Origin of the sequence: Pseudomonas persica, assembly GCF_900291015.1 — a bacterium.
Lineage (GTDB): Bacteria > Pseudomonadota > Gammaproteobacteria > Pseudomonadales > Pseudomonadaceae > Aquipseudomonas.
In genome coordinates, this window is the sequence record NZ_OLKL01000374.1 from 1 (window position 1) to 236 (window position 236).

1 protein-coding gene is annotated in these 236 nt (G+C 67.8%); it reads right to left on the minus strand.

What is annotated here, in order from left to right; translation table 11 throughout:
• On the minus strand, positions 1–236 hold a 236-nt coding region (locus tag FQ664_RS26950), incomplete at both ends, for an ankyrin repeat domain-containing protein (protein WP_144176009.1).

Sequence of the window (236 nt, forward strand, 5' to 3'; positions counted from 1 at the left end):
CTCCAGCGCGGTCACCCCATCTTTGTCGGCAATCTGCCGATCCGCCCCGGCCGCCAGTAGCCGGCGCACGATCTCCACATGCCGCGGCCCGCCGTCACCGAGGATCACCGCCTCCAGCAGCGCAGTCCAGTGCAGGCGGTTGAGATGGTTCACGTCCACCCCGGCATCGATCAGCAACTGCACGGTCTCGACATGCCCGCGTTCGGCGGCGGGTATCAGCGCAGTGCCTCCATACC